The organism is Carnimonas bestiolae (assembly GCF_051251145.1).
Taxonomy (GTDB): domain Bacteria; phylum Pseudomonadota; class Gammaproteobacteria; order Pseudomonadales; family Halomonadaceae; genus Carnimonas; species Carnimonas bestiolae.
This window is the reverse complement of sequence record NZ_JBPCZK010000002.1, coordinates 298,173-320,329: the sequence shown is the minus strand read 5'-3', so window position 1 is coordinate 320,329 and position 22,157 is coordinate 298,173. Positions and strand designations below refer to the sequence as shown.

Here is a 22,157-nt window from a genome sequence, read left to right as displayed (position 1 = left end):
GGGTCAGAAAACGTCGGGGACAGCAGCGCCTACTAAAAGGCACAAGCAACGTCTCTATCGTTTTGCGCACTTCATCACTCGTGCCGTTACTGACGGAAAGCACCCAGACAGGACGTCGAATGAGCAACAGCGGTCCCAGCAAGCTCAAACAGTCCCTCAAGCAGCGCATCATTGAGCAGGCTAAGCAGCGCCGCCAGACATCTGGTAGCGAGCAACATGCGGGCCAGAGCAGTGCGCTCGAGCCTCGCGTCCCGGAAAAATTCACACGCTTTGATCTTCAGCCGGGCTATCAACAGGTCAAGATGATGCGTGCCAGCGGCGCACGTTTGGGCACCGAAAATCCCTTTTTCAAGCTACACGAAGGTATTGCAGGCGCGACAACCGTTATTGATGGTCGCGAGTGTATTAACTTTGCCAGCTATAACTACCTGAGCCTTTCTTACCACCCGGAAGTGCTGGAAGCCGCTACGGAGGCCATGCAGCGCTATGGTACCTCGGTATCGGCGAGCCGCGCTGTATCGGGCGAACGCCCCATCCACGAGGCCTTTGAGCGCGAGCTGGCAGCGGCATATGACGCCGAAGATGCGGTGGTCTTCGTAAGCGGCCATGCCACCAACGTGTCGACCATTGGTCATCTGCTTGGCCCCAAGGACCTGATTCTTCACGACGAGTATGCACACAACAGCTTGCTGATCGGCGCACAGCTCTCCGGCGCACGGCGCATGAGTTTCCCGCATAACGATGCCGAGGCACTGGATAAGCTGCTTACCCGTCATCGTGAGCAGTTTGAACGCGTACTGGTGGTTATCGAAGGCCTCTACAGCATGGATGGCGACGTTCCCGATCTGGCGCGGTTCGTGGCGATCAAACAGCACCATCATGCGTGGCTAATGGTCGATGAGGCGCACTCTTTCGGCACCCTGGGTAGCAGCGGCAAAGGCATTCGCGAACATTGCAATGTCGATTCCCGCGACGTTGATATCTGGATGGGCACGTTAAGCAAAACGATGTCGGGATGCGGGGGCTATATCGCAGGCTGCCACGCGCTGGTCGAAAACCTGCGCTATCTCGCCCCAGGATTTCTTTACAGCGTCGGCTTACCGCCGCAAAACGCCGCGGCGTCGTTGGCTTCGTTGCGCATTATGGCGCGCGAGCCGCAGCGTATTGAACGTCTTCAACGCATCTCGCGCTATTTCCGCGACCACGCGCTAAGCGCTGGCTTAGATGTTGGCGAAAGTATTGGAGTGGCGGTGGTACCGGTGATTACCGGTAGCTCGGTTATCGCCGTGAAGCTTTCCGAGGCGCTGTTGCAGCGTGACATTAATGTACAGCCGATCCTCTACCCCGCGGTGCCGGAGCGCAGTGCCCGTCTAAGGTTCTTTATCAACAGCGAGCACTCCGAAGCGCAAATCGACACGACACTGAACGCATTACAGCAGGAATGGTCGCGATTGGCCGCGCGCTGATATCGCCGCTTGCCAGCGCACCAAGTACACCAACGGCATCGAGCCATGCCGGTTGAAATGCTTGCCAACCTACTGCTTCAGCGGCAACGCTTAGCGACAACGCACGCGTTATTCCGCTAACACTCTTTTGGGCACGGACTCATTACTGCATATGGATACCTTTCTTCACCGACTGCCAAAAATCGAGCTGCACCTTCACATTGAAGGCACCATGCAGCCAGAGCTCATTTTTTCCTTGGCCGAGCGCAACAATATAGCGCTGCCGTACGCCAGTATCGATGAGCTGAAGGCCGCCTATGAGTTCAAGAACCTGCAGTCATTTCTCGATTTGTATTATCAGAACATGCAGGTGCTGCTTAGCGAGCAGGACTTTTACGATCTAACGTGGGACTACTTCTCGCGTGTCGCTAGCGAACAGCTGATTCACGCCGAAATTTTCTTCGACCCGCAGGCGCACTTGGCTCGCGGCGTTGATATCGGCACGCAGTTAGCCGGGATCTCGCGCGCCTGTCAGGACGCTCAGCAGCGCTACGGCATTACCAGTGCGATAATCTTGAGCTTTTTGCGCGATATGAGCGAAGCATCGGCGCTGGAAACGCTCGAAGCTGCACTTCCCTATCGCGAGCACTTCATTGGGGTTGGACTGGACTCTGCAGAGCTAGGCAACCCGCCGGCCAAATTCCGCCGTGTATTCGAGAAGGCCAAAGCGCTTGGGCTGCGTCTAGTGGCACATGCTGGCGAGGAAGGACCGCACGATTACATCAGCGAAGCCCTTGATGAGCTGAACGTCGAGCGAATCGATCATGGCGTGCAGTGCATTACCTCCCCCCAGCTCACCGAACGTCTGGCCCGAGAGCAAATCCCGTTAACAGTTTGCCCGCTGTCAAATATCTACCTAAAGGTGTTCGGCACCCTGCAAGAGAGCACCATCGCTCACATGCTTGATGCTGGCCTGAAGGTAACGCTTAATTCGGACGATCCCGCCTATTTTGGCGGCTATATGAACAATAACTTCGATGCGGTACAGCAAGCCTTCGGCTGGACCCCCGCAATTTGGGAGCAGCTCACGCGAAATGCGATCGAAGCGAGCTTTGCGGACGACGCTCGCAAGCAGCAAATGAACGACATTCTCGACCTGTACCTTAATAACACGTCAAAGTCATAGCTGACCCGCTTTAGCACATTCAGCTAAAAGCCGAGATACGGACGCTTACCGCGCTGATGAAGCGTCCTTATTTGGCAAGCTCATATCGCATTCCTCACCGCTTGGTGGCTGATCACACGTCCACCCACATTGCAGCCCCACAGCCTTCTGGAATAAGTCGAATCATCTCGGTTCGGTGAAGCCTGATGCGGTGATTGGCACCACAGTATCGCAACCAAGGCGAGGCCAACCTGCCGAGCGACCTTGGTTTTTGTGACTGTTTTGCACATTAACCAGAAACGCAACTGAATATTTCACGTTTAAGAATTAATGACTTGCCGCGCCGCACCCTATTCCAACAAGCGATAGTTGATACCTTTCCTCCCGACGACACTGATCGTCACACGCTAGACCAAGCATGTAAAACCGGTCGACATACCGACCCCTTTTGATTTGTGCAGGGAGATGCCACAAATGAAAGAACTCAATACTGTAGAAGTGAGCGCTGTAGCTGGTGGAATTGGCGGACACGCTGCGGGCCTTTTTGACAGCCTTGAAGGTGCAGCTGTGCTTGCCACAGAAGGCGCAACCTTCGGCGGCCTGGTAGCTGGATCACACGCCGGCACCAATGGTGCAGGTGGCCTTCTGGGCGCTGGTATCCTCGCACAGGGCGTTGGCGCTATTGCCGGTATCGTCGCAGGCGGTATTACTGGCGCGGTTATCGGGTTTATTCAGGGCTACGACAACCCCAAAACCGAAGAACTGTCAGACGGTATTTTCTCCTCTATCGAAAACGGTCGCTTCTAAGGCCACGTCAGCGCTTTATAGCCGCTGGCAAGCTTCCAACGGCGGGCTCCATAAGCTGGAGTCCGCTGCTGGAGGCACGGAGAACGAGAAGGGCATTTGGAGCGACAGATGCCCTTTTCCAATCGGGTCGCATCTCTCGGCACCAGATGCTAATGAGAGCCCTCACCTATTAGAGAATACTCTCGTAACAAGCGCCCCTCTCTCCGCCATTATTTATGGTGCAGGTAAAAACCGTTCTCTAGTAATGCTCGTTTTATTAATCTGATATTGCGCCCACCTTACTTTAACGCTCAAATCTTTTCATTATCATTTCAACTTCAATAGACGTATTAAAGTTGAATTAATAATTGGCGCACGCTGGTCCGAACTCGTGCATCCGATGTTTTCTTGGAAACGCTCAGCGCTCCAGCGTAACGCGATAATCACTCCCGTTGGACTACATAGCCAAACACGCTAACTAAAAACACGAAGAGTTAATAAACAAATACCGTTACCGGTAGGTTGGACCAGGCACTCAACATATTAAACGCAGCGTCCAAAACACTGTTGTATAAGACGACTTTTGAGCGCTTGTACAGGCATCTGCCGGTAGCCTCGGAGACCTCGCAGGCGTTAACGGGGTGGCAATCCTTGTCCAAGGCGTTGACGCAGCGTCACGCATCACCAGCAGCGGCGTCGCGGAAGCTCGCCGCGGCTCCGTTCAAATTGATAAAACCCGCATTCCACGGGGCCCGCAGCCATCCCGCGACCATGCATTGGACATATCGCCGCGTGGCGATCACGTGAGGATTTGTCATGCTCTGGTGCGTTTGGAGGTCCCTCGCTAGCGGTTCGAAAGAGCATCGTTTACATCAAAAGGCATCGGCACAGTGTGAAAACTGTCGCCAGCAAACGATCCGCTGTGACTCGAAACAACCTCTGGCAGTACGTCCCCGCTTAATCTATACTTAAAAAAAGTGAGGCATGCTTACTTGTTTTAGCCAGCCGCGCCTCATGCTCACTGAACAAGACGACAAACAATCCATTTATTATATTAATACAATAATTATATCACCCAATTCCGACTATATTGTTGGATAAATAACAGTCATCATAGAATTAACAAAAATAGTAATAATATTCTTTAGAAGCCGCTGCTAGGTTTACTTCGACGATAACCAAAGTCGCCAATCGACATGCGCGTCGTCACGCTATTCCAATGTTGGTTTCTAATCTTATTGGTGCAGGGAGATACACACATGAAAGAACTAACTTCAGTAGAAGTAAGCGCTGTTGTGGGTGCAGAAGGTCCTTACATCGGGGGCCATGCGATCGGTCTGATCGACGCTGTTGAAGGCGCGGCAGTTCTTGGCGCGCTCGGCGCAACCTACGGCGGTCTAGTAGGCGGCTCCAATGCAGGTACCGGCGGTGCGGGTGGTGTCGTTGGCGCAGGCATTATCGCGCAGGGCGTTGGTGCGCTCGCAGGCATTATCGCTGCTGGCGCTACTGGCCTCATTCTGGGTGCTATTCAGGGCTACAGCAGCCAAGAATCCCAGAACCTGGCTGATGACATCTTCACTTCAATCAACAACGGCGACTACTGGGGCCCTAAAGGCGCGCTAGTAACCGTTTAATGCTCAAGTCGGCGGCCGGATTATCGTCCCCTGCCCCTTGAAAAGTAACAACCGAACGCCTCGATGCTGGTAGATCGAGGCGTTCGGCAATGATGCAGCAGGCAGCGATGGTGCCTAGCGACACTAGCGATCATATGAATCGCATTTTCGCCGCAGTGCCTGCAAGCGCTTACCTCACTCAGTGGTGGGTCACGTTCCATTTCTTGATAACGCGATCTTCGCGATGATAGGTGAGTACGCTCATAGACGCCGGAGAAAGGGCCAGATGCGCGCCAAAGCCAATGTCCCCTGTTGCCCAATAGCCTGCAATGCAGCGCAAGATGTGGGCGTGCGCAAATAGCGCGATGCGCCCGCCTTGCTGATCAAGCTCTTCAACGAATGCCGCTACACGCTTCTGCACATCCTCTCTGGACTCCCCCTCGGGGATGGGCGATTTGAACACATCCCAACCGGGTACTTCTTCACGGATATCGCTGGTTTTACGGCCTTCGTAAATACCGTAATCCCACTCCAGCAGTTGCGGATCAACGAGCATGTGCTCACTAAGCCCCGCCAGTTCGCACGTATGCTTGGCGCGCCCTAAAGGACTCGACAATACCTGATCGAACGCCACACCGCGTAACGCCGGCTGCAGTGTCTTGGCTTGCTCCACACCTTCTTCCAGCAGCGGCAGGTCAGTGCGCCCCGTATGCTGCCCTGACTTGCTCCACTCCGTTTGACCGTGGCGAACTAGCCACAATTCTGTAGATGACGACACTATTCTCTCCCGGCTTTTATTGAATTTGACGCTGAGGGCATTTTTGTTCGAGGCGGCCCCTCACCTCTCTTACCTATCAGCATCTTAGCGCACCCCGCCGCGAGAAGTGAAAAGCGTCGTTTTGCCCTCTTTATACGGCGCAAAGAGACACGCTAAAACACGCCAAGTGAAGTTCTGCATACACGCACCGAAACACGTCATTGTGAGTGGCGCTGTTCCTGCAGCTGGACGACCTTTATTGGTAATATTTTATTACACGTTTTAACATATATTGAGATATTCCATGCCCGCCCGCCTTATTAACTTCATCGCACCATTGAGTTAACCCAAATAGTCACGATAGCCATAATTAACTTTGCTACCGTGGCGATGCAAATCAGCGTACTTTCTTACCCCTCTGAAGTGAACAAACACATCGCTAACGTAAGTTAGGGTGTGAATAACTTATAATGAACAAACGGACTTCTTTCAGAGGGCTGATGAAAGGCTCGGATACGTTCACGGCCTAATCGACGCTGTTATCGACGCCGTACATCTTCAGCAGCTTGATAGGCGGCGCTAACACCGCTACCAGAGAAGCAGACGATGCGAGCGCTATCGCACAGGGCGCAGGCCCAACCACTGCACTATTGCGGGAGTGTTACGGGTATGATCAGGGAAGCCATTCAGGGAGATAACACCGCTAAAACTGCTGCACTTGCGAGTGACACTCTCCAGTCGATCAAAAATGCTTTTTTCGGGGCTCTGATGGCGCGGCCGTTACTATCTAACGGATAAGCCCTCGCTCTCGTTGCGTTAGGCGCTTACGAGCACGACCAGTAAAAACTCTCCCATTCAACTTGAGTGAGGAGTTTGCGTTATACAATAACGAAACTAAACTGAGTCCACGCAAGTACGTTGATTCAAACGTTAGCTTGAAACAAATAAGGATTCGCGTGATTGCCCAAACAGGCCTCGCTCCAATGTTCTACTTCCTTTCTGTACAAGCTGTTACAATAAGCAAACAGACTATTGATTAGTTTACTGTTTAGGAGAGAGTCATGTTTCGCCAAGAGGCGATCGAAAGCAGGAAGAGACGCTGGAGGGGAAGAGTCATTCTGCTTCCAGGCATTTCTCCTTGGATCATTGGGGCGGCTACCGCCTTCTTCATCGTGATTGCACTAGCATTCATTATCTGGGGAAATTACACACGCCGCGTAAACGTCGGCGGAGAAGTAACGACATGGCCTCGCGCCGTCAATATTTTTTCCGGCGTTCAGGGCGTTGTTGTAAAGCAATTCGTCGAAGAGGGGCAGCCCATCCACAAAGGCCAGCCCATTTACGCAATTGATGTGAGTAAAAGCACGTCGCAAGGCAACGCCAGCCTCGCGCAGCGCCAGGATATCGAAAACCAGATAAAACGTATCAACGATATCATCGAGGGGTTACAGGAAAGCAAGCGGGCCACTCTTGCTTCACTGCAGAAACAGCGTGACCAATACGCGGCGGCATACAAGCATTCGAATGCCATCGTCGACGAAGCCCGAGAAGGGGTGGCGTTGATGAAAAACGGCATGGAACAGTACCGCGGCTATCTTAAGCGCGGCATCCTCACCAAAGCCGCAGTGCTCAACCAGGAATACCTGTTCTATCAGCAGCAAAACAACATGCTCAGTCTGGTTGGGCAAAACCAGCAGAACCAGCTGCAGCTCACCAATACGGAAAGCCAGATTCAGACCCAGGCTGCTGACTTCAACAACCGCATCTACCAAATGGAGATGCAGCGTTTCGATCTGAACAAACAGCTGACCAACAACGATCTGTCGGGCGAGGTAGTCATCCGCGCGCTATCGGACGGCAAGGTCGACTCGCTAAGTGTTACACCCGGGCAAATGGTCAATTCCGGCGATAGCTTGCTGCAAATCCTGCCTGAAAATATCAAAAGCTACTATCTGGTGATGTGGGTGCCTAACCAGGCCATCCCCTATCTGAGCACGGGCGATCGCGTCAACGTGCGCTATGAAGCTTTTCCGTCTCAGAAATTTGGGCAATTTGGCTCCACGATCGAATACATTTCCCGCACCCCAGCATCACCGCAGGAAATGGCAACCTATCAGGGGGCTCCCCGTGTTGGGCAGGGGCCATCTATCCCCTACTACCGCGTTCTGGTGAAACCGGATGTTCGCGTTATCAGCTACGGCGAACAAAGCATGCCGCTGGACAATGGTATGAAAGCCGAGGCGACACTGTTTCTCGAGAAACGTCATATCTATCAATGGATTCTGTCGCCGTTCTACGACATGCAACACAGCGCTATGGGGCCTATAAAAAATGATCAATAACAGCTTCAAGTCGATTGTGAACAAGCTGGATCTGGGCCTGCGCCGCCGTGTTCCTGTCATTCATCAGACCGAATCCACTGAGTGCGGCCTGGCGTGTCTTGCCATGGTCGCTGGCAACTACGGCCAAACCGTCGATCTGATCTCGCTCCGTCAGCAGTTCAACGTTTCATCACGTGGGGCAACGCTGGCAGGCATTCAGTCGATGGCCACCCAAATGGGCCTTGCCACGCGCGCACTGTCGCTGGATCTCGACGAGCTCAATGAGCTCAAGACTCCCTGTATCTTGCACTGGGAGTTCAACCACTTTGTGGTGCTTGTCGCAGTAAAGGGCAACAGTTTCGTTCTTCACGATCCCGCTCGCGGCAGACGCACGGTCAGTCTCGCCGAAATGTCGCAGCATTTTACCGGTGTTGCTCTGGAGCTGTGGCCCAACAGTGAGTTCAAGCCACGCGTCGAAAAGAACAAGCTCAGCCTGCGTAAGCTGATTAACAGTATTCACGGCATTAAAGGCACGTTGGCCAAAATCTTCTGCCTGTCGCTACTGATCGAAGCCATCGGGCTAATCATGCCGATGGGTACGCAACTGGTCATGGACCACGTTATTCCCGCCGGGGATCGCGGTCTGCTCAGCCTGATCTGTGTCGGCCTCGCATTCTTCATTCTGCTCCGTGCTGCCATTAGCATGCTGCGCGCCTGGTCATCTCTGGTGATGGGCACGTTGATTAACGTGCAATGGCAATCCGGCCTGTTCCAGCACCTGTTGAAGCTGCCGCTAGAGTTTTTTGAGCGCCGCAAGCTGGGGGATATTCAGTCCCGCTTCGGGTCGCTTGATTCAGTACGCCAGACGTTCACCAACAGCGTGGTGGGCGCCATCATGGACAGCATCATGGTGGTCGGTGTCTTCACCATGATGTTCTTGTATGGCGGCTGGCTGACGTGGGTAGTGGTAGGGATCACGGCGGTTTACGTACTGATTCGCCTGTTTACTTACAACTACTACCGCCAGCTCTCGGAAGAACGACTGATCCAGGAGGCGCGTGCCAGCTCCTACTTCATGGAAACGCTGTACGGTATTGGCACCGTCAAGATGCAAGGCATGAGCGACAGGCGCTCGGGCCACTGGCTGAACCTGAAGATTGATGCCATCAATACGGGCATTAAGGTGACCAAGCTCGATCTGCTGTTCGGCGGCGTTAATACGCTGGTGGGCGCCATCGACCAGGTCGTTATCTTGTGGCTTGGCGCTACCCTGGTAATCGACAACCACATGACCATCGGGATGTACGTCGCGTTCAACTCCTACCGTGGGCAGTTCAGTGACCGTATCGGATCGCTCACTAGCTTCCTGCTGAACCTGCGCATGATGAGCCTGCATAACGAACGTATTTCTGATATCGCCTTGCATGAGAGAGAGCCCACCAAGCCCGACGTGCCTGTCGTTAACGACATGCGCCCCGTCTCGCTTGAAACCCGCGATCTCTCATATCGCTATGACAGTCAGTCAGAACCGGTATTCAGCGGCGTTGATCTCAACATCAAGCAGGGTGAGAGCGTTGCCATCGTTGGCCCGTCGGGGTCAGGCAAAACAACGCTAATGAAGGTATTGTGCGGCCTGTTCGAGCCTGACGCGGGCCACATTCTCGCCAATGGCTCAGACATCTGGCAGCTCGGGGTGAACAACTACCATAAGATGACCGCCTGCGTTATGCAGGACGATCGTCTGTTCTCTGGATCGATTCGCGAGAATATCTGCGGGTTTGTCGAAGAAATAGATGAAGAGTGGATGGTGCGCTGTGCCATGGCCAGCTATATCCACGATTTCATTCAACAGCTACCGATGGGCTACGAAACCCTGGTCGGAGAGCTGGGCGAAGGGCTCTCAGGCGGCCAGCGTCAGCGCCTCTTTATCGCGCGCGCGCTGTACCGTAAACCGAGCATTCTGTTCATGGATGAAGCCACCAGTGCGCTTGATAATCAAAGCGAAGCCTTCGTTAACCAAGCGATACGCCAGCTGAATATCACTCGCATCATCATTGCCCACCGTGAATCCACAGTCGCGTCAACTGACCGCGTGATTCAACTGGGCGTGCCGGCTCAGTAGGTTTTATTCAGGCACAGAAATGAAAAGCCCACGACTGCCTTCTCGGCAGCCGTGGGCTTTTTTATCAGGGAATCATCACCGCTTCGAAGCAAACAGCTGCATAAGCAACGTTTTCTCAACGCCCAAAAACCGCCCATCAAGAGCGGTTTTTTCGTTGCCCATCCTTCAAATCAGAACGTTGGATACATACCTCTACAATCTGATACTTCCCGAAAGGGTGAAATGGACATGCTCGACGACAAGATGCCGCTAAATCTTATCGCTCAATACGTTACCCAACCGGCCCAGACGAGCAGCAGGACAGATAGCCCTACCTCCCATTTGAGAACCTGATTTTCGAATTAATTAACTGAAACGGCGGAAGTATGGCCACAAGAATGAACCATTTCTGAACAAATCCCCCATCTCGATTAAGATTTACTCGTGTCACCCGACAACTCTACGCACTGCTCCGAATGTCTAAGAAGCTGATACTAATAGCTAATTTATTTTTTCCATTTTATGAGCGCCCTGAAACCGTCACTTCCTTGCTTCAGATTCGTCACTTAGCCCATATCGAGCCCCAGAATTCCTGATCGACACTCCCTATCATTATTGGGGCGGTCACTCAGCGACTACCGCGACGCAATTTGCGTTCTACTGTACAGAGCCCAAACCACTCGATCGGGATCAAGGGGAAGCACATGGCACTTTCAAGATCGGAAGTTAATGACACACTGAACGAGATTAGCGACAAGCTCGATTCACGCGCCAGATTTTTAAACAAAGACAGCTACGACGGCATGATCGGCCAAGTGCGCGAACTAACACCGGACTTAAAAGCGGATAACAGCGCTTATCTGCTGAACAAGGCCGACAGCACCCTCGATAAGATTGATCAGACCGCTAACGATAATGATGTTTTAAGTCGCACGGAAAAATTACGAGTTCATCGCAGTGTCGAGGCCACCAGCGCTTACGTACAAAAATACGGCTGCTTTACCGAAGGAACCTTAATCAGTACGCCAAACGGTGACGTTAAGATCGAAGCACTTAAGGAAGGTGATTTGGTCAATACGTTGTCTGGGCCGCAACCGTTGAAGTGGATTGGTCAGCGCACATTGACCAACATGGCGAGTTGGAGCGATAAAGAGAAGCGCAACAACTACCCTGTTCACATTTGCGCCCATGCATTAGGTGCAGGCATTCCCTCGCAAGACGTTACATTCTCAGCCTGGCATCATGTTTACGTAAATGGCGTGCTGGCGCGTGCGATGGATTTGATCAATGGCATGACCATTTACCAACAGCAGAAAATTGATCAGATTAAGTATTTCCACCTGGAGCTAGACGAATTCGATGTCATCATGGCCCATGGCGTTTACTCCGAGTCCTATACCGATAATGGTATTAACCGCGGCTTTTACGACAATGCCGTTATTTCGCTTCAACCCACTACGGAGCAGCGCGGCGGCATGTCGCCACGCCCCGGCTTCACGGTGGTACGTCCTAACCACAACGCTGGAATACTAACGGCGATCAAGCAGCAGCTAGAAATTCGTGCCGAAGAAATGCACACAGCCACTGCCAACAACCAGCACAGCGCGTAAATGCAAAAAACCGCCCATCAAGGGCGGTTTTTTGCGGCTCCATGCACTGAGTCGCGGGGTCAACGATGCAATTTCCGTAACCCACTGCACATTCGCCTGATCGCCCGGAACGCTAGCCTTCATCCGGGCAACTGCTATCGTCTTCGAGTAAGCAGGCTACTGCCTAGCACTCTTTCCGCTCCCCCTAGGCGCACCGGTGAACAGCGCGGCTAAAACAGCGAGCGCAGCCGCTCCGTAAACTCACCGATATCAAGGCGTTTATCCTTCTCGACGCCTAGCGCTTCATCCAAGTGGGCAATGTAATCCACAATGGCCTTGAGCCGCATCGCATGACGGTCGCCAGAAGAAATCTGGCCATCCTCGGTACCGCTGCTTAACCGAATGACTCTGCCTGCTTCGCCGCCATAGCGCGATTTGAGCTCTCCCGCAGGACGGCGAGAAGGATCGAAGAAGGCGTCCTTGTACTTGTCCCATACGCCTTTCTTTCCAAGGCGCCAGATGAATTCGACCTTGTCGCGCCGGCTGTAGTAAAAGCCTTCGTCGAAGCTCTCATCGGAATAGCGGTTGAAAGCTAACTGAGGTTCTTCTGTGTAGGAGAATTTATTGGCACGCTTCTCGACTGCATCGTTCACGTCGGCACGCGCCATCGGCATCGCGTAAATACTTTTGCGCTTCGCCTGTACTGCCTGATGGAAGTCGTTCCAACCTTGCCTGGTAATGATGCAGTTCCCATCCATCGGAAGCGCCCAACGGGCTCTTAAACGCGCTTGCTCCAGCGCCACATTACGCGCCTCATTGATCGGCATCGCGTAACGAATCTTGCGCTGAAGTAAACCGAGGCCAAGCGTCATCACCTGACTGGGGCGCCCACAGTTTTCAAGCGTGCCAATATGCTGGCGGAGTTGAGCCTCACTGGTCGGCTCGAGCCCGATCTCTCGATACTGAGAGGGAATAAAGGGAATCTCGACGTACTCTTGTCCATAAGACGCGATTAACGCCTTCAACTCACTGGCAACGGTGCGATCTGAAAAGCGATTCAGTATCCAGATTTTCTCGCAGCCCGCGAAACGCTGCTCGTGCTCTAGCAGGTAGCGAGTGTTCTCCAGTGTTTGACCCAGCTTGTGTCGAGGCACCAGATCATTACCGAGAATGCGCGCAATACAGACATCCTCAATATCGTTGAACAGTTCTTCTCTCACCGCTTGGTAAGAGAAACCAGGCAGCAGATCCTCGCCTTTCGGGTAGCATTTCTTAATATAGATATCGAGCGCATCTAGCCCGGCATACTGCTTGAACAAGCCCAATCGTTGGTAGCGAGCATCAAGTGCCTTGCCCAATCCATGAACCGTCACTAGCCGATGCAACCACTTCTTTGAAATTCTGCGCATAATATCTACTGTCCAACACTTCTTTATTCAGGTACTTCCCGAACCACATCGCTCAGCAGGCATAGCCGGTGAGGGGGACATCCCAAAATAGCTCATTGCACGCGCGCTAACCAAAACTCGCGCGCCACTTGAGGATCCCCCGCCGCTAACGCCTTACGCGCAGCTGCTTGCGCCATTTGCAATCGAGTCTGCGGCGACGAAGCCAAATAGTGTAGCGCCTCAAACCAGGCTTCGGGGGCATCCTCTACTAACAGACCATCCTTGCCGTCACTCACGAGGTCACTATAAGGCGATCTATTACTATAGACGCCGACGCCGCCCATTGCCGCCGTGTCCATAAACTTGATCCAGGATTTGGCAGCATTGAAAGGCGTTTGAAGCAGCGGCGCTAAACCAATATGAATGCGATGAGAACGCTGATAACGCAGGAAGTCGTCCCAGCTCAACGGTGCCTTCACAGTAGCGCGCGGGAGTTCGCTGAGTACCTGAGGAGTATGTTTGCCCAGCATAATCTCAAGCGAAACGTCGGAAGAGCTCGTGGCCAACTGCTGCAAGGCAGGGGAAATCGCTTCGATGTCAGCAATATGGGAGCGCGTACCGAAATAGCCGATTGTTATCTCGGTATCGGTTTGATGGGACAGGTCGGGAAGCGGCGCAATAAGGGAGGGCGTCAGCAACGACACCCGCGAGTGAACACCTTGCAGTTCGCGCTGCAAATGATCACTGCACACCACTACTTCATCGGCTAATGCCAAAATGGCCGGCTGAAGGCGCGACGCTGCTCGCTGCATACGCTTGCGATACGACAGCGGCAGCGTCGAATCCTGCGCCGCCGCACTAAAATCATCGTCCAGTAGATAAAATATCTTGCCAAGCTGGGCGCGATGTCTGCGCACCCAACGCAGCCAGCCAATCGGCAATGAGCGAGTAATCAGCAGGTGCGCTCCCTCCCACAAAGAGCGCCGCCAACGTGACGAAAATAAGGGGGAACGCGCGGAAGCGTCGATACGCTCGCAGTGAACACCTTCGCGCTCAAGCCAAGGGATGACGTGATCGAAATAGAGCGCTTCCGTTGGACGGGCGCCATCACTCAGCGACAAAATGCGAGAAGTAGGCATCTAAACCTTATTGCGGCGCAAAAATTTCCCAAGCCTTACGCTCATCTACAAGCCCAAGGCGTTTTCCCTTTCGATCACTAACGTACCTACCGTTGAGCAGCAAGGCGATACCGCCATCCACGGTTTCAACCGAGATCTTCGACTTACGCTTTTTGGCACGCCGGACAGTAGCCACTGTCAGCTCTTCATCCACGATATCAATGATAGCGTCTGCGTGCGTCAGCAAGGTGCCATCCTTAAGGAATATCCACTCGGAAAAGTCAGCCGGACCGCACAGCTTCAGCTTGCCGGTTACCGTGTCTTTGCCAAGAAACTTGCCGAATCGACTCTTGATTAACTGCCCCATCGTGAAAATCTACCTCGTTCGAAAATGCTGAAACTGCATAAGATGCTAATGCAGACCGTAGCGAAGACGTTCAATGACGGCCCGCCCAACACCATTTTGCCATGAAGGCAGAGTTAAGCCTGTTAATTCAGCAATTCGCTTTGTATTCAAACGAGAATTCAGCGGCCTGGCAGCGGGAGTAGGATACTCGCTCGTCGGTACCGGGGTAATTTCTGCAAGTGGCGTCTCACCCACAGCCTCCAACTGCTGCTTGATGAAACAGGCATACTCGTACCAGCTTGTTTCCCCTGCGGCAGCGAGATGCAAGGTCGAAGGAGCAGGCGCATTCTCGGCCACCACTCTGCACAGCAAATGAGCCGTGACGTCGGCAATCAGCTCAGCACTAGTCGGTGCTCCCCTCTGATCAGCCACTACCGAGAGCGCCGGCTTCTCACGAATTAACTTCATCATGGTGCTGATGAAGCTTTTTCCTTGAGTAGAAAACACCCAGCTTGTGCGCAGGATCAGCGCTCGACAGCCGGTTTGGTGTATAGCTTGCTCACCTTCCCACTTCGAGCGCCCATAGACATTGATTGGCTGCGGCGCGTCTTCTTCGCGCCAAGGCGCATGGCCACTTCCATCGAACACGTAGTCCGTAGAGTAATGCACCAGCAGCGCATCCAGCTGCTTCGCCAGTCGCGCCAACAGCGCGGGCGCATGAGCATTAACGTCGAAGGCCTGCTGCTGATCGTGCTCGGCGTTGTCCACTGCGGTGTAAGCCGCCGCATTCACGATAACGTCGGGCTTCAACCGCATCAGGGTACGCTCGATACCCTGAGCGTCGTTGAGATTACCGCTTCCTTCTTGCGTATGCTCTCGCCCCAACGCGGTTACCCTGCCCAACACGCTCAGCGAGCGACGCAATGCCCATCCCACCTGACCGTTAGCGCCGAATAGCACGATATTCATGACTCGCCTTCCTTCAGTGCAGCTTGCCCCGTACCCAATCGCTGGCGCTGATAGCTGCCCTCGAAGATATGCTGACACCACTCGGGATTGCTCAGATACCACTCGATGGTCTTACGCAAGCCGCTGGAGAAACTCTCTTGTGGCCGCCAACCGAGCGCCGACTCTATATAGGAGGCATCGATCGCGTAGCGCATATCATGCCCTGGCCGATCCTTAACGTAAGTAATCAGCTGATCGTACCCCTGACCACCTCGACGCGGATGCAACTCATCAAGCAAGCGGCATACCTCTTTCACTACCTCCAGATTACGCCACTCGTTGTGTCCACCCACCGCGTAGGTTTCGCCCAACTCACCGTGACGCAGAACCTCTAGGAGCGCCCGCGCGTGATCTTCTACATATAACCAATCGCGTATCTGCTGCCCCTCTCCGTATACCGGCAGCGGCTTCTCTTCCAACGCATTCAGGATCATCAGCGGAATCAGCTTTTCCGGAAACTGATACGGCCCATAGTTGTTCGAGCAGTTAGTGACCACGACCGGCAACCCGTAAGTGCGATACCAGGCGCGCACCAAATGATCAGAGCTCGCCTTGCTCGCTGAATAGGGCGAACTGGGCGCATAAGGGGTTGATTCAGAGAAACGCTGATCGCCCTCACCCAAATCGCCAAACACCTCATCGGTTGACACATGCAACACGCGGAAACGCTGCCGGGCCGAATCATCGAGCGACATCCAGTAACATCGTGCACTTTCCAGCAGCGTATAGGTGCCCAGGATATTAGTCTGAATAAACTCCGCAGGCCCATCGATTGATCGATCGACATGACTTTCAGCAGCCAGGTGCATCACCGCGCCCGGCTGATAACGCTCGAATACTCGATCCAACGCCTTGCTATCGCAAATATCTACCTGCTCAAAATGATAGCGATCGCTGGAAGCAACAGACGCGAGGGACTCCAGATTGCCAGCGTAAGTAAGCTTATCGACATTCACCACGGTCAAGTCTGTGCTGTTGATCAGATAGCGCACCAGCGCAGAACCGATAAACCCGGCACCGCCGGTCACAAGAATGGAAGACACAATAAGGCCTGTTGAGGGAGAGTTATAAGGAAAGCGAATGCAGATCGTACGGTAAGAAGGAGGGTAGCAAAGAGGGAAAGGAAAACGAAGAAGGTGGCGCTAAGGAGGCCAGCCGCCAATCCAGTGTAAATGGTGGCGACCAGCCTAACGTTTCATCGACCTAACCCGGTGTTTTCTGGTTACGCACTCTGACCAGCCGGATACGGGAGTTTTCCGCGCTCGAGTGTCCGTTTTCGAACGCTATGGTGCTATTAGCAGGGTTGTCTAAATAGAAAGAGGGGCGCTGAGTAAGTAAAAATTCAACGTTAAATCCCCTCCCCAGCGAGTAACAGAAGCGAAAAAAGAGAGGCTAGAAATGCTTATGGGAGAGTTCTACCACAATGCGGCCGAAGGTGCGTAGGTCAAGCGTAATTCAAAGAGAATAATAAATAGGCGCGATAGTATTCGTGAAGAAAACTATCAGTGTAAGCCGACTTATACTTTGAAGGAAACATACGGACTTGTAGCCAACAATACTCACCAATATCAAAGTGTAGCATCGCCTTCTCACAAGACAGCTATATTGACAGGATGAGAAAGTATTCATATAAATAATTAGCTATTTTAATCAAATGCTAGTTTATGGAGATGGATATGAGCACGACTACATTAACCGCAGACCGTCTACAATCGAGCGATAAGTCCGTTAGTATTTCGCTCTCTAAGTTGGTCCTAGCAGAGAATATCTATGCTACTGTAGAAGATCTTAAGAAGGCTGAGAGCCTCAACGAGGGGCAGCAGGTACTCACTCAAGGCTATTATAACGTCGGCGATTCGGGAGCGACGCTATATACTATAAATTCGAAAAGCGAGTCACTCTATTCTATAAAAATTGGTAAATTGTACGCGAACCCGATACTAGGAGACGAAGTAAACCTGAGGCAGTGTGGGCTCAAGGAAGGGGGCGATATTCAAACTTTCTTTTACAATATTAAAGAGTTTGTGAACAAGGTGGTCTACATCCCTGCGGGGAAGTACACTATGCATCAGGTACGCACTCATTCGAATATAATACGCGGAAAATACGATTTTAGATCAGTAGGGAAAGTCCACATAAGTTGCTATACGAAATCAAAACACTCTCACCCATATGCTTTCCTATATTTCAACAATAGTTTTTTGGATGGTACTGACTTCACGGTCCATGATGTGGACATTCATGGCACCAAAATAAAATCTAAGGAAATAATAGGTTCTATCCGAATTAATAATCCAGGGGAACTTCCTGAAGGTCTCCAGGAGGGTGATATGGTCATTATTTCAAACACCCGAGGCATCGAGACAGAAAATCGCTCAAATACGTGTGAGAGTCAGGTCAACTGTATTGAAGCGTTGAAAAATGGCACCATAGAGCTAAAAGAACCGTGTTATTTTAACTATGACTCCGGGCTGGAATATACAGGAACAGTCTTGGAGGATGCCCAATACTGGGATAAAGAAAAACGTACTCGCAAGTCACTTCAAGTGAAAGTAAAATTTGAAAAATCGCCAATAAACAACAATCGCGATGAATTTGGGTTCGTGACGTTTAATAATGGCGAAAATAATTTCAGAGGCTATCCAGCTGCTTTTGATCAAGAATCAAGTAATTCCGGGACGTATTGGTTCACGTGGACGCTCGAAGGTGATGCTCCCAAGAAAGGCGACACCTTCAAAGTCACCATAGATTCTTATCTTCGATTTTTACCCCGCATTGAGTTCTCAATGACTGGAGATATCACGTTCGATCTTGATACTAGCAAAACGTCAGAACAAAATAACAAACAATCTAACTATGGAATAAATTTAACGGGAATTATCAATCCGGTTTTTCGAGGAATTAGCTTCAAGCATTTTGGCTACGGACCGCTTACACTCGCCCACACCTACAATGGTCAGGTCAGCGATTGTATTTTCGACGGACGTAACAGACAAATTTTCAATGGGTTCAGTATGGCGCTGCTGGGCACCCCCTGCCACGGCTTAAAAGTGACTGACTGTGAATTTTATTCTTGGGGACAAGCGGTCAACTTTCAGGGCTTTAGCGTCATATCGACACGCAATATTGTCAGGAATAACAAGTACGTGGGAGGAGGACAATCATACGACGGTAGCCAAAAATATTACCCTGACGCCGGATCGGGCAAAAACGAGAAGGCTGAGACGAGTTTTTACACCTCTCACGGAGGTGGTTTTTGGAATATAATTGAGAATAATATCGTCATCAATGCTCAACAAGGGTTTGGTTCACGTGGCCGCCAGGAGGTGTTCCACAACAACCATATTTACGGAGCATGCAAAACCCCTTTTAGTTTTGGCCAAGCGCAGGGAAACACATACACTAATAATCATTATCAAGCAGCAAAAATGACTAGCTTCGACAAAGCTGAGACGTTAACAAGACACAATTCTATACCAGAGTGTATGTTTCAAATCAATCTACAAATGGAAACATTTGAAGGTGATAAACTTTTCGTGTACCCACACTTTTATCCAACCACTATTACTGATAACAAAGCGGACATGCTGAAGGATAATTTCATTAAACTTAATGGAAAAAATTCTCAGTTGCTTCACTTAGTATGGGGGAGAAATACAGTTGCTCGACCTTATAATGTTGATAGTGGCGAAAAGAATTTCACGATGCTGGGAACTAATGAAGGGATACATGAGGTAGAATTATCCCATTGCCGTTACTTGGGTGGCGATGCAATCCTCAACGTAACCCCTTCTGAAAAATCAAGTACATGGTCGGCATTCAATCCGCAACAGGTCTATCCAAAGTTGGGGACCTTCCTTCAAGTGAGCGATGTTGAATATATTCTAAATATCCCCAACGACGGTATGGTTAAAGTACCGATTACTGGAGTTGCACAGTACGTTATACAACTTACAGGTATGCCTCTAGATCGATACAGTGCTCCGCTTATAGCTGCTTGGACACACGGAGGGTGGTCGAAATTTGCAAGCACCAATGGTTTCACTCAAGGTGATGAAGTCGACGTCACTGATAAAAAACTTAGTGGTACTACTGGTGAGAAAGGAAGACTCACGTTTTATGTAGACGGCTCGCATAATGCTTGCAAAACAACTATCTACGTAGAGAACCGCCTCGGCGAAAGCATACTGTACAGGCTGAGAGTATCGTAGTATTACAAGAAACATAGCGCCGAGACGAAATGTTCGTCTCGGCATACCGACCAAAACCGCCTCAGTAGAACGTTTGAGTGGCAAATTTCAAAACGGGTGTCTGAACCGTCACAGATTCAGCGCATTCGATAGCAACAAAGTAGCCTTTTAGACCAATAGAAGCCATGCCGAAAGTATTAGAAGCATTTGGGCGTCGGCCAATTCCATTAACGGTACTCCAGATGCCGAAATACCCACTAAACAAGCGTGCGGATATATATCTCTTAACTATACCAGCTCAAACAATTCCCAACTTTTCACTATATCTACGAAGGACAGATCACGGCCACGTCGATCACTCAGAAAAAGGCCATTCGACATAAGCGCAAAATGCTCGCCATGCCACCTAATATTCAAATTGTATTGATCATCCACCTTAGAACGTACGGCTTTGCCTACCATAGTGGGTAGCAATTGGAAAAGTTGTCTACCGTTTTGCTTTTTTATCTTTCCCTTATCAAATATTAGCAAAGAATCAGAATCTTCTCTTTTACACAGACATAATTTATTTTTGTTATTATCAAGAGCCAAGAACATACCATGATAGGATCTTATGTAGAATGGGCCGTTGATTGAGTCTAGCGAAAGACCTACCGCTTTCAGATCGCTAGCTAAATCATAGCTAAATAACAATTTAAATATCGCATCAATCCACTCGATAAGAAGCGCCAGTTCTTCTTGCTCTTGCTTACATTTTATAGGTAGTTGCCACCTATTTTGGAGCAGAAAAAATATGAGCATGACAACGTCTACTTTTTCTCTAACGGCTCGAGAAAACAGGCCTTCATTTAACGCCGCTAGTAATGTCATGACTCTTTTTTTCAGCCAGAATAGAACTAGCCCACGGCTGCTGAGATTTTCTTGGTAAATTGGAATAGTCTCAAGTGGATAGGAAATTTTTTCCTGATTAGCAAAAGTAACCCGTATCGCTCGTTTAATTTTATCAAGACTAATATCTTCTTGGTTATTTGCATCAGGAATAGCGCCGGAAGCTCCAGCTCTCGCTAATGTACGCCTACGCAGCGCTTGCTCTACCTTTTGCTTCCGCCCTTGATCTCTAAGATTACTTTCGACATATACAGCCTCTACACGGTCGATAAGTTCCACTATTCCCATTCCCCTAGTGTAAGACCGACTAGCACCGTTATTAACCGTCTCAGCATTACCGGAAAATAGACGGAAGACACCTGCGGCCCAAACAAAATCACCGGCATCGGGTGCTTCCCGAACCTTCAGCAACTTCCATGGGTACAAATCCTTCTTCTCATCCCAACTACCGTGAACACCCAAACGCTTCAAAAGCTCAACTTTTGGTTGGTAACCATAAACTCTATTTTCATTAAAACGCTGGGATGATTCAGCGTGAAAGGAAATTTGCGGCTCTTCAATTGCATTAGTAATAGGGGAATCATTTGCGATATCAGTGGTCTCATCGACCCGTTGCATTGGGGTAATAACGTAGCTGGGCTTCTTTTTTGTTCCCCAAAACGCATCTGCCAATTCGGCAAACGCGTTCCCATTCAGGAAACAGTTACCATCCCAGGGCGAAATCCACTCATATCGAGTCCGATACATCTCCAATGCATGGTTACGGGCGCCATTGTTATTCATCAAATATTTATTTTTTTTGGTTCTTATAGCCGTGTTACGAAACATCTGTGTCCAAGGACCAATCTTCTTAAACCAAAATGCCGCGTCCGGAATAGCACTGAGTGAGTACCCTACCTTTTTAAAAGCGCTGAGGCTGAAGGAAATGACCGATACGTGAAATCCGTTACTTTCCAGATAATCCTTCAAATATTTTTCTTCTTCCTTATCGACCAATCTATTCAATACAAAAAACTTATCAAACCGGCTAGGCGTCGACTCACGTTCGACAATATGCTTCACGTTCGACACAGACTGAGTCGAATGATGAAGCTCAGGAATAGCATTCCCAATAATTCTGATAAGTGCAGCTTTGCTAGGCCGATCCTTTAATTTTTTTGAATTGTCCAACTTTATAGCCTCGATTGAACTAAAATTGACCTTTTCTATATATTAATAGCACCGGTCAGACTGCTCTGCGAAAAAACATCAACCACATCTGATTCCTTGAAGCCATGCTCATCCAATAGCTGGCTGAACGAACTTGCCCACCCACCTCTCATTCGATCTCGTAGATAACGCCAAACCTTACCTAAAGCGACGAGTTCGTTCTAATCAGCAGCTCTTCTTCAGTATAAATCTGGTAAATGTGCTTATGGCTGACCACAAAATCTGTACTTCAG

At 50.7% G+C, this 22,157-nt stretch carries 15 protein-coding genes; 8 read left to right on the top strand and 7 right to left on the bottom strand.

Annotation, left to right across the window (positions count from 1 at the left end):
• Window positions 1-119: 119 nt before the first annotated feature.
• From R84865_RS04720 to R84865_RS04705, 4 genes are all read left to right on the top strand, one after another.
• The gene (locus tag R84865_RS04720) at window positions 120-1,466 is read left to right on the top strand and encodes an aminotransferase class I/II-fold pyridoxal phosphate-dependent enzyme (RefSeq protein WP_435637302.1); all 1,347 of its coding nucleotides are present in this window, start codon (window positions 120-122) and stop codon (window positions 1,464-1,466) included.
• 151 nt (window positions 1,467-1,617) lie between these two features.
• Window positions 1,618-2,631 carry an adenosine deaminase gene (locus R84865_RS04715; RefSeq protein WP_435632061.1) on the top strand — a complete coding sequence of 338 codons (1,014 nt, stop codon included), beginning with the start codon at window positions 1,618-1,620 and terminating at the stop codon, window positions 2,629-2,631.
• A 453-nt stretch (window positions 2,632-3,084) separates the two neighbouring features.
• Entirely contained in the window at window positions 3,085-3,417 is a 333-nt protein-coding gene (locus R84865_RS04710; protein WP_435632060.1) for a hypothetical protein, read from the top strand.
• 1,238 nt (window positions 3,418-4,655) lie between these two features.
• Window positions 4,656-5,030 carry a hypothetical protein gene (locus tag R84865_RS04705; RefSeq protein ID WP_435632059.1) on the top strand — a complete coding sequence of 125 codons (375 nt, stop codon included), beginning with the start codon at window positions 4,656-4,658 and terminating at the stop codon, window positions 5,028-5,030.
• Between the two features lie 178 nt (window positions 5,031-5,208).
• Here R84865_RS04705 and R84865_RS04700 read toward each other — a convergent pair whose 3' ends face one another.
• Window positions 5,209-5,787 carry a histidine phosphatase family protein gene (locus R84865_RS04700; RefSeq protein WP_435638975.1) on the bottom strand — a complete coding sequence of 193 codons (579 nt, stop codon included), beginning with the start codon at window positions 5,785-5,787 and terminating at the stop codon, window positions 5,209-5,211.
• A 1,040-nt stretch (window positions 5,788-6,827) separates the two neighbouring features.
• On the opposite strand from R84865_RS04700, the gene R84865_RS04695 reads away from it, so the two are divergent.
• The 3 genes from R84865_RS04695 (at window position 6,828) to R84865_RS04685 (ending at window position 11,798) form a co-directional block, all read left to right on the top strand.
• Window positions 6,828-8,108: an HlyD family secretion protein gene (locus R84865_RS04695; protein ID WP_435632057.1), complete on the top strand. Its 1,281-nt coding sequence runs from the start codon at window positions 6,828-6,830 to the stop codon at window positions 8,106-8,108.
• Window positions 8,098-10,209 (top strand): peptidase domain-containing ABC transporter, encoded by a 2,112-nt coding sequence (locus tag R84865_RS04690; protein WP_435637306.1) that lies wholly within the window; start codon window positions 8,098-8,100, stop codon window positions 10,207-10,209. The genes R84865_RS04695 and R84865_RS04690 overlap by 11 nt, the downstream gene beginning before the upstream one ends.
• 683 nt (window positions 10,210-10,892) lie before the next feature.
• Window positions 10,893-11,798 (top strand): Hint domain-containing protein, encoded by a 906-nt coding sequence (locus tag R84865_RS04685; RefSeq protein WP_435638974.1) that lies wholly within the window; start codon window positions 10,893-10,895, stop codon window positions 11,796-11,798.
• Between the two features lie 209 nt (window positions 11,799-12,007).
• On the opposite strand, the gene R84865_RS04680 is transcribed toward R84865_RS04685, so the two are convergent.
• The 5 genes from R84865_RS04680 to rfbB form a co-directional block, all read right to left on the bottom strand.
• Window positions 12,008-13,186, bottom strand: a complete 1,179-nt coding sequence (locus R84865_RS04680; RefSeq protein WP_435638973.1) for a hypothetical protein — start codon at window positions 13,184-13,186, stop codon at window positions 12,008-12,010.
• A 92-nt stretch (window positions 13,187-13,278) separates the two neighbouring features.
• Entirely contained in the window at window positions 13,279-14,304 is a 1,026-nt protein-coding gene (locus R84865_RS04675; protein WP_435638972.1) for a glycosyltransferase family protein, read from the bottom strand.
• A 7-nt stretch (window positions 14,305-14,311) separates the two neighbouring features.
• Complete coding sequence (locus R84865_RS04670; protein ID WP_435637309.1) at window positions 14,312-14,650, bottom strand: hypothetical protein; 339 nt, start codon at window positions 14,648-14,650, stop codon at window positions 14,312-14,314.
• 45 nt (window positions 14,651-14,695) lie between these two features.
• Window positions 14,696-15,598 carry a dTDP-4-dehydrorhamnose reductase gene (rfbD, locus tag R84865_RS04665; protein WP_435637310.1) on the bottom strand — a complete coding sequence of 301 codons (903 nt, stop codon included), beginning with the start codon at window positions 15,596-15,598 and terminating at the stop codon, window positions 14,696-14,698.
• Window positions 15,595-16,683, bottom strand: a complete 1,089-nt coding sequence (gene rfbB / locus R84865_RS04660; RefSeq protein WP_435639002.1) for a dTDP-glucose 4,6-dehydratase — start codon at window positions 16,681-16,683, stop codon at window positions 15,595-15,597. The genes rfbD and rfbB overlap by 4 nt, the downstream gene beginning before the upstream one ends.
• 630 nt (window positions 16,684-17,313) lie before the next feature.
• On the opposite strand from rfbB, the gene R84865_RS04655 reads away from it, so the two are divergent.
• Entirely contained in the window at window positions 17,314-19,848 is a 2,535-nt protein-coding gene (locus R84865_RS04655) for a ubiquitin-activating E1 family protein (RefSeq protein WP_435638971.1), read from the top strand.
• Window positions 19,849-20,115: 267 nt separating this feature from the next.
• On the opposite strand, the gene R84865_RS04650 is transcribed toward R84865_RS04655, so the two are convergent.
• Window positions 20,116-21,885, bottom strand: a complete 1,770-nt coding sequence (locus R84865_RS04650; protein WP_435638970.1) for a hypothetical protein — start codon at window positions 21,883-21,885, stop codon at window positions 20,116-20,118.
• Window positions 21,886-22,157 lie beyond the last annotated feature (272 nt).

Excerpts from the sequence above, each read along its gene's own strand:
- R84865_RS04720 (WP_435637302.1), top strand. The coding sequence starts at position 120 with ATGAGCAACAGCGGTCCCAGCAAGCTCAAACAGTCCCTCAAGCAGCGC.
- R84865_RS04715 (WP_435632061.1), top strand. The coding sequence starts at position 1,618 with ATGGATACCTTTCTTCACCGACTGCCAAAAATCGAGCTGCACCTTCAC.
- R84865_RS04710 (WP_435632060.1), top strand. The coding sequence starts at position 3,085 with ATGAAAGAACTCAATACTGTAGAAGTGAGCGCTGTAGCTGGTGGAATT.
- R84865_RS04705 (WP_435632059.1), top strand. The coding sequence starts at position 4,656 with ATGAAAGAACTAACTTCAGTAGAAGTAAGCGCTGTTGTGGGTGCAGAA.
- R84865_RS04695 (WP_435632057.1), top strand. The coding sequence starts at position 6,828 with ATGTTTCGCCAAGAGGCGATCGAAAGCAGGAAGAGACGCTGGAGGGGA.
- R84865_RS04690 (WP_435637306.1), top strand. The coding sequence starts at position 8,098 with ATGATCAATAACAGCTTCAAGTCGATTGTGAACAAGCTGGATCTGGGC.
- R84865_RS04685 (WP_435638974.1), top strand. The coding sequence starts at position 10,893 with ATGGCACTTTCAAGATCGGAAGTTAATGACACACTGAACGAGATTAGC.
- R84865_RS04680 (WP_435638973.1), bottom strand. The coding sequence starts at position 13,186 with ATGCGCAGAATTTCAAAGAAGTGGTTGCATCGGCTAGTGACGGTTCAT.
- R84865_RS04675 (WP_435638972.1), bottom strand. The coding sequence starts at position 14,304 with ATGCCTACTTCTCGCATTTTGTCGCTGAGTGATGGCGCCCGTCCAACG.
- R84865_RS04670 (WP_435637309.1), bottom strand. The coding sequence starts at position 14,650 with ATGGGGCAGTTAATCAAGAGTCGATTCGGCAAGTTTCTTGGCAAAGAC.
- rfbD (WP_435637310.1), bottom strand. The coding sequence starts at position 15,598 with ATGAATATCGTGCTATTCGGCGCTAACGGTCAGGTGGGATGGGCATTG.
- R84865_RS04655 (WP_435638971.1), top strand. The coding sequence starts at position 17,314 with ATGAGCACGACTACATTAACCGCAGACCGTCTACAATCGAGCGATAAG.